The following is a 6065-nucleotide window of genomic DNA, read 5'->3' on the forward strand; positions in this document are numbered from 1 at the left end:
TGTCCACCGTCGCCCACACGACCACGAAGCCGTCGGATTTTTCGGCCGCCATGAGACCGCTGGTGACGAAAATCTTGGTGCCGTTCAGCACCCAATAATCGCCGTCGCGCACCGCGGTCGAGGTGATGGCGGCGGAGTCGGAACCACAGCCCGGCTCAGTGATCGCCATGGCGGCCCACTTCGGTTCGCCATCCTTGAAGCGCTCGAGGAAGCGCTCGCGCTGCTCCGGGGTGCCGGCGGCGGCCACCGCGGCGCCGCCCAGTCCCGGGTTAGGGATGGACAAGTACAGCCCGGCATCGCCCCACGACAGCTCTTCGATGGTCACGGCCGACGTCATGTGCCGGATCGACGGGCCGGCCTTTTTCTCTCTACCGCCGCCGAAAGTGACCGCGCTCTGCGAGCGGGACGCGTTCCACATCATATTGAGGAAGTCCCACGGTTTCTCGTGCTCGCGTTCGTCGTACTCGCGCGAGATCGGTCGCATGGCTTGCTCCGCAACCATGTGGATCATCTGCCTCGTGTTTTCAATCTCGGGAGAAATTTCGAAATCGATCATTGTCGTCTCCTTGTGTATCGTCCGGACCCTTTACAGCATCACCAGGCCTTCGAAGGTGGCGAAACCGCGGCCGTTGCGCAGCCACAGCTCGACCGGATGCTCGCGGATGTAGCCGTGTCCGCCGAGGACCTGGACGGCGTTGTCCGTGACCTTCAGGACCATGTTGGCGGCGTAGTTCTTGGCCAGATACGCCTCGCGCGTGGCGTCCTCGCCTTTGTCGAGCTTCCAGGCCGCCTCCCAGGTCAGCAGTCGCGTCGCATCGATCTCGAGCGCCATCTCGGCGAGCATGAAGGCGATCACCTGCTTCTGGGCGATGGCCACCCCGAAGGCGCGGCGCTCCTTGGCGTACTCGCGGGCGTACTCGTAGGCGGCGCGCGCCACGCCGACGGCCATCGCCGCCAGGCCGACACGCGAGTAGTCCATCAGCTTGGCGAAATCGCAGCCCTTGTCGCCACCAAGCCGGTTCTCCGCCGGCACGCGGCAATTCTCCAGCACGATCTCATTGGTCTCCAACGCTTTGAGACCCATGTTTTTCTCGCGCTCGACGATCTTGAGCCCGGGCGTGCCCTTGTCGAGCAGGAATCCACCGACGCTCTCGTACCCCTCGCGTCCGTCCGTGCGCGCGTAGACCAGCACGTGCGCCGCCTCAGCACCAAGCGGCACGAAGCACTTGGATCCGTTCAGCACGTACGATCCATTGCTGCGCTTGGCGGTGGCGCTCAACTCGGCGAGGTCGAAGTCGAAGCGTGGCTCCACGACTGCGGCAGACCCAGCGCAGAACTTCTCACCCGCATAGGCGGCAAGGATGCGCTCCTTTTGCTGCGGCGTACCCATCTCCATGACCGGATAGGCCACCAGCCGCGGCGCCAGCAGGTGCAGCGCGATCGACAGATCACCCCACGCCAGCTCTTCGGCCACCAAGGCGCCGGTCAGCGCCGAGTGCGTGTCGCCCGCGCCGCCGTGGGCCTCCGGGATAGCGCTCTGGACCAGGCCGAGCTCCCAGCCCTGCTGGATGACGTCGCTTGGAATCTGACCGCTCTCATCGGCCGGGTGCGCACGCGGCCGAATTTGCTCCTGCGCAAAAGCGGCGACCGTGTCGCGAATGAGCTGTTGTTCTTCACTGGGTTGGAAACTGACCATAGCTATTTCCTCCTTGCTCCTTGCTTGGCAACCGCCCGGCTGGCGGCCGGCCGGCGTAGCGTGTGTGTAGGCGCCGCTCGGCTCGACAACCAACCAATGTACTGCTCGACGAAGGCGGCAATCGTCGCCGCCAGATCGAACTTCTTGGGATCCTGGTAGTACTGGATCTCGGCACCCATGATGGCACCGGCATACACCTCGGCGGCGACGGCGGGATCCACGTCGGCGCGGAACTGGCCCGCCTTCTGCCCGCGCCGGACGATGCTCTCCAGAAACGCGCGGAAACGCTGCATCATGGCCCGGAACTCCGCCGCCAGACGCGGATTGGTGTCGATCGCCTCGACCATCAGCGTGACGATCAGCCGACGGTGATTGCTCTTGGTGGCGTGATCGAGGCACACCCGCGCCACTTCGCGCAGCGCCGTCGGCGCGTCCAACACCAGCGCCAGATCGGCGGCAACCCGACGTTCGAACTGCCCGAGGCGCTTGGTCACCGCCGCGAACAGCAAATCTTCCTTGTCCTTGAAGTGGTAGTACAGCGCGCCCTTGGTGACGCCGGCGGCTTTCGCGATGCGGTCGATGGACGTGGCTTGGAAGCCGTAGCGCGCGAAGCAATCGATGGCGACGTCCATCAAGTCCCGGCGCGACTCACCGCGTCCGGGCCGTTCACCAGACATACTGAACGTTTAGTATGTTGGCTGGACGGAGTCAATGGTCGGCGCTCAGCCCCCTTGTTTCAAACACGGGACCGTGATCGGCCGCTCAGAGCGGAACGGCGACGCTGCAGGTCGCGCTCCAGATATCCACGCGGTCGCCGAGTGACTTGGCCAGGGGGCGCGAACTGTACGCCGGATTGCAGGTCAGAAACTGCAACGGGCCGTTACCGTACAGCGCGGGGCCGACCCTCCGGTCCGAGGCTCGGCCTCGCTCGTCTGTTTGTCAGCTGCCTGTCAAAGGCGTTTCGCTCTCAGGGCCAGCGCACTTCCGTCACGCGCACCGGCACTTCGCCTTGCTCGTCCAGCTCACGCACCCCGCTCTCGATGGCTCGCAGCCCGCGCGCTTCGCAGGCGTGGTGGAAGCCGTGGTCGAAGGTCCGCACTGACTCCGCGCACCATGCACGCCCGGTCGGGCTCAGGTGTTCCGCCAGAAATACCGCCACGGCAGTCTGCAAGGCTGGATCGTAGGTGACGTCTGCCGCCAAGCAGTAATCGAAGCGGCCGCGCAGGCCCGGGCTGCGGATGTCGCCCCGCACCACCGCGACGCTTCCCGCCTGGGTGAGCCCCTCTGCGAACGGAGGCGGGCCAGGGAGGAGGCCGTTCAACTCGGCATTCGCTCGGGCAAAGCGAACACCCTCAGAAGCAGCATCGATCATGGTCACCCGCGCTCCACGCAGGGCCGCGACAATGCCCGCCAGACCGAGCCCGCAGCCGATGTCCACGACCGGCCGCCCGGCACAGTCGTTCTGGGCCATCACCCGCGCCAGGTAGCGACTGCCGGGCCAAACGTGTGCCCAGTACGGCGGTTCGGGCGCCTGCGGATCACGCAACAGCGCTTCGGTGTCAACGTAGTCCTCCAACCGCTTGATCATGAGGAGCCGCACCCGCAGACCACCGCACGCGAAGGTGACCGGACCGACGGGGTAGCCACCGACGGTCGAAGGGGCAAGGGGTTCAAGCAGTCGAGCGCTCAAGGGAATCCGGATCTCACGCCAGCGGAAGGCAGGTCGGCCCTATGCCCGGCATGCCCGTAGCGAGCGGCGGCAAAGCGGCTGGCTCAGAAATCGTCGAACGGCAGCGGCTGCACCTCTTCGTACATGATCGCAATGATTTGCTTGCCGGGATTTTGCACGTCTTCCGCGACGGTCAGATTCGCCACCATGCTCCCCTTTTCAAACTTCATGTAGGCGTGACCGGAGCGTGAGAACTGCTCCGCGATCTTCCAACCAGCCCCGGTCATCTTGCCCTGGTAGAAACTGAAGACCTCCGCCACCGGCGCGGCGGTAGTGAAGATGACGTTGTGCGCATTGTTGGCGAGGTCCTGCACGCGCGCGAGGGCAGCATCCTTATAGATGGGCACGTCCTTGGGAAAATCCGCGGGCACCTCTGCCGGCGGTGTCGGGGTGGCAGCAGCCCGGGCAAGTTCCGGCTGCGTCGCGGCAACTCGCGCCGCTGGGGTGGCAGTCGGCACCTCCACCCGCATCTGGGGCGTGATCTTCTGACCCGACGCGTGAAAACCACTCGGCGGCTCCTGGAAGGAATCCGGGGGCTGGCCAACCTGTTGGTGACAGGTGCATGAGGAGAACACCGCCGCACCCAAGAGCACCCCACTTACCGCAACCATGACGTACCGCATGTTTTCCTCTCCTAACCGAGCAGATTCCACCCGACTATATCTGATTCCGCCACGAAACAGCAGCCAGCCGCAAGTTACTGCTTGCGCTGGCGGCTGGACCTGAACATTGCTAGCGTCGCGGCGATAGCGTTTCCCGACCTCGCCCGTATGAACGGCGCCTTCATCGAATCACGAACTCTACAGACGGCAGTCCTGCTGAGAATATTCGACGGGGTAAAAGTCGGGGATGTCACTGCGACTACGGCACCAGATCGCTCCGAGATTGCAGTCCGGCTGGCTAATCGTTATCAAGGATTGCACTTGATGCGGTGAAGCCGTGACGGGGTGGCGTGGGATCCTTCAACAGTTGACTCTCAACTTCGAACTAGGTTTGTAAATGGCCAGTCAATTCTGTTCCAAGTGCGGCGCCAAGCTGCTGGCAAATTCGAGCTTCTGCGTGGAGTGTGGCGAGCGCCAGGGCGGCGCTTCGGTGTCTCGCGGTCGTTCCTCCGCCTCGTTGCAGCGCTACGCGCCTCTATTCGTCGTGGTGGCAGTGGTGGCGGTTCTGGGCGGCGTCGTACTCATTGGCTCCCTCAGTCCCAAAACGGCCCCTTCAGTGCCACGGCGTGGTGAATCGAATGCCGCCGGTCCGGGTGAAGCCGCCGGCAAACTGCCCGAGGGGCATCCACCCATTGCCATTCCGGAAGAGGTGAAGCAGGCGATCCGCGAGATGTCGAAGAAAGCCGCGGCCGCACCGGATGACCTCGACACCTGGAAGCATTTGGCCGATGTGCAGTACCGCGCCAGCGAGATCGATCCGAGCTATCTGGCCGAAGCGGATGGGACCTATCGGCATGTCCTCGAGCGCCACCCTGAAGACACCGACGTGCTGCGCAGCCTGGGCAACATCGCGTTCGATCAGCAACACCACGACGTCGCAATCGATTTTTATCAACGCTATCTGAAGCTCAAGCCCGACGACCCTGATGTGCAAACCGATCTCGGCACCATGTTGCTCACCGCCGGCAACATGGATCAGGCGATCCAGCAGTTCCAGGCGGTGATGAAGCACGACCCCTCATTCTTCCAGGCACAGTTCAATCTCGCCATCGCGTACAACAAGGCGGGGCAGAACGACAAGGCGATCGAGGCACTGGAGAAGTCCCGTCCGCTAGCCAAGGACGATCGGACCCGTGGCCAGGTGGATGAGGTGCTGGCCCAGCTGACAGGCATGCCGCCACGGCAGCCAGCCAGCGGCGAGGCACCGGCAATGGGCGCTCCGCCGGCCATGGGAGGCGGCTCTGAAAGCGCCGCGGCAGGCGCCTCGGCGCCCGTTGCCGCTACCTTCCAAGCGGGGATGGAGGCATTCTTCCATCAGCATCCCATCCTCGGTCCGAAACTCGATCGAATCGAGTGGCAGGGACCGGAGAGCGCCAAGGTCTACCTGCGCGACTTCCCCATGGATCAGATGCCGGCGGAAATGGTCGGCACGTTTGCCGATCGCGTGAAGGCAACAATCAAGACGCAAAAGGAAGCGCACAAGGTGACGCAGGCCGCGCGTGTCGAGTTGGTCGACAACGCCAGCGGCAAGGTCATGAGCACGATCACGGAATGACGCCGGCTGCAGCCGAGGCGCGGGTATGAGCGGAACACTACGCTTTGGTCTACGCCTCCCGCAGGACAGCACCGACTTCGGCGAGCTGCGGGAGATCGCGCAAGCGGCGGAGCAGCTCGGTTATCACTCCCTGTGGTTGTACGATCACTTCTATCACTTCCCCGTTGCCGACAACGTCACCATTCTCGAGCCCTGGACGCTGATGAGCGTGCTGGCCGGCGCGACCTCCTCGATCCGTGTCGGCACGCTGGTCTTGTGCAACGGCTACCGGCCACCGGCATTACTGGCGAAGATGGCGGCGACGCTCGACGTCTTGAGCGGTGGCCGCCTGGAGTTCGGCTACGGCGCCGGCTGGCACCAGGAGGAATTCGCCGGCTACGGCTACGAGTTCCCCGCGGCCGCCACCCGGATTCGGCAAATGGA

The 6065-nt window shown here is 64.2% G+C and carries 7 protein-coding genes; 2 read left to right on the forward strand and 5 right to left on the reverse strand.

The window, feature by feature from the left end:
• The 5 genes from VF515_08000 to VF515_08020 all read right to left on the reverse strand — a co-directional run.
• Positions 1-556 (reverse strand): acyl-CoA dehydrogenase family protein (locus tag VF515_08000; GenBank protein HEX7407575.1); only part of this gene is annotated, 556 nt, incomplete at its 3' end.
• Positions 557-586: 30 nt separating this feature from the next.
• Positions 587-1696 (reverse strand): acyl-CoA dehydrogenase family protein, encoded by a 1110-nt coding sequence (locus VF515_08005; protein HEX7407576.1) that lies wholly within the window; start codon positions 1694-1696, stop codon positions 587-589.
• Between the two features lie 2 nt (positions 1697-1698).
• The gene (locus VF515_08010; GenBank protein HEX7407577.1) at positions 1699-2373 is read right to left on the reverse strand and encodes a TetR/AcrR family transcriptional regulator; all 675 of its coding nucleotides are present in this window, start codon (positions 2371-2373) and stop codon (positions 1699-1701) included.
• A gap of 290 nt (positions 2374-2663) precedes the next feature.
• The gene (locus VF515_08015) at positions 2664-3386 is read right to left on the reverse strand and encodes a methyltransferase (GenBank protein ID HEX7407578.1); all 723 of its coding nucleotides are present in this window, start codon (positions 3384-3386) and stop codon (positions 2664-2666) included.
• 83 nt (positions 3387-3469) lie between these two features.
• On the reverse strand, positions 3470-4048 hold the full coding sequence (locus VF515_08020) for a hypothetical protein (GenBank protein HEX7407579.1): 579 nt from the start codon (positions 4046-4048) through the stop codon (positions 3470-3472).
• 376 nt (positions 4049-4424) lie between these two features.
• Between VF515_08020 and VF515_08025 the strand changes: the two genes are divergently transcribed.
• Positions 4425-5642, forward strand: coding sequence for a tetratricopeptide repeat protein (locus tag VF515_08025; protein HEX7407580.1), 1218 nt, complete (start codon positions 4425-4427; stop codon positions 5640-5642).
• A 25-nt stretch (positions 5643-5667) separates the two neighbouring features.
• Positions 5668-6065: LLM class flavin-dependent oxidoreductase (locus tag VF515_08030; GenBank protein HEX7407581.1), on the forward strand; the 398-nt coding region annotated here is incomplete at its 3' end.

This window comes from Candidatus Binatia bacterium, assembly GCA_036382395.1.
GTDB lineage: Bacteria > Desulfobacterota > Binatia > HRBIN30 > HRBIN30 > JAGDMS01.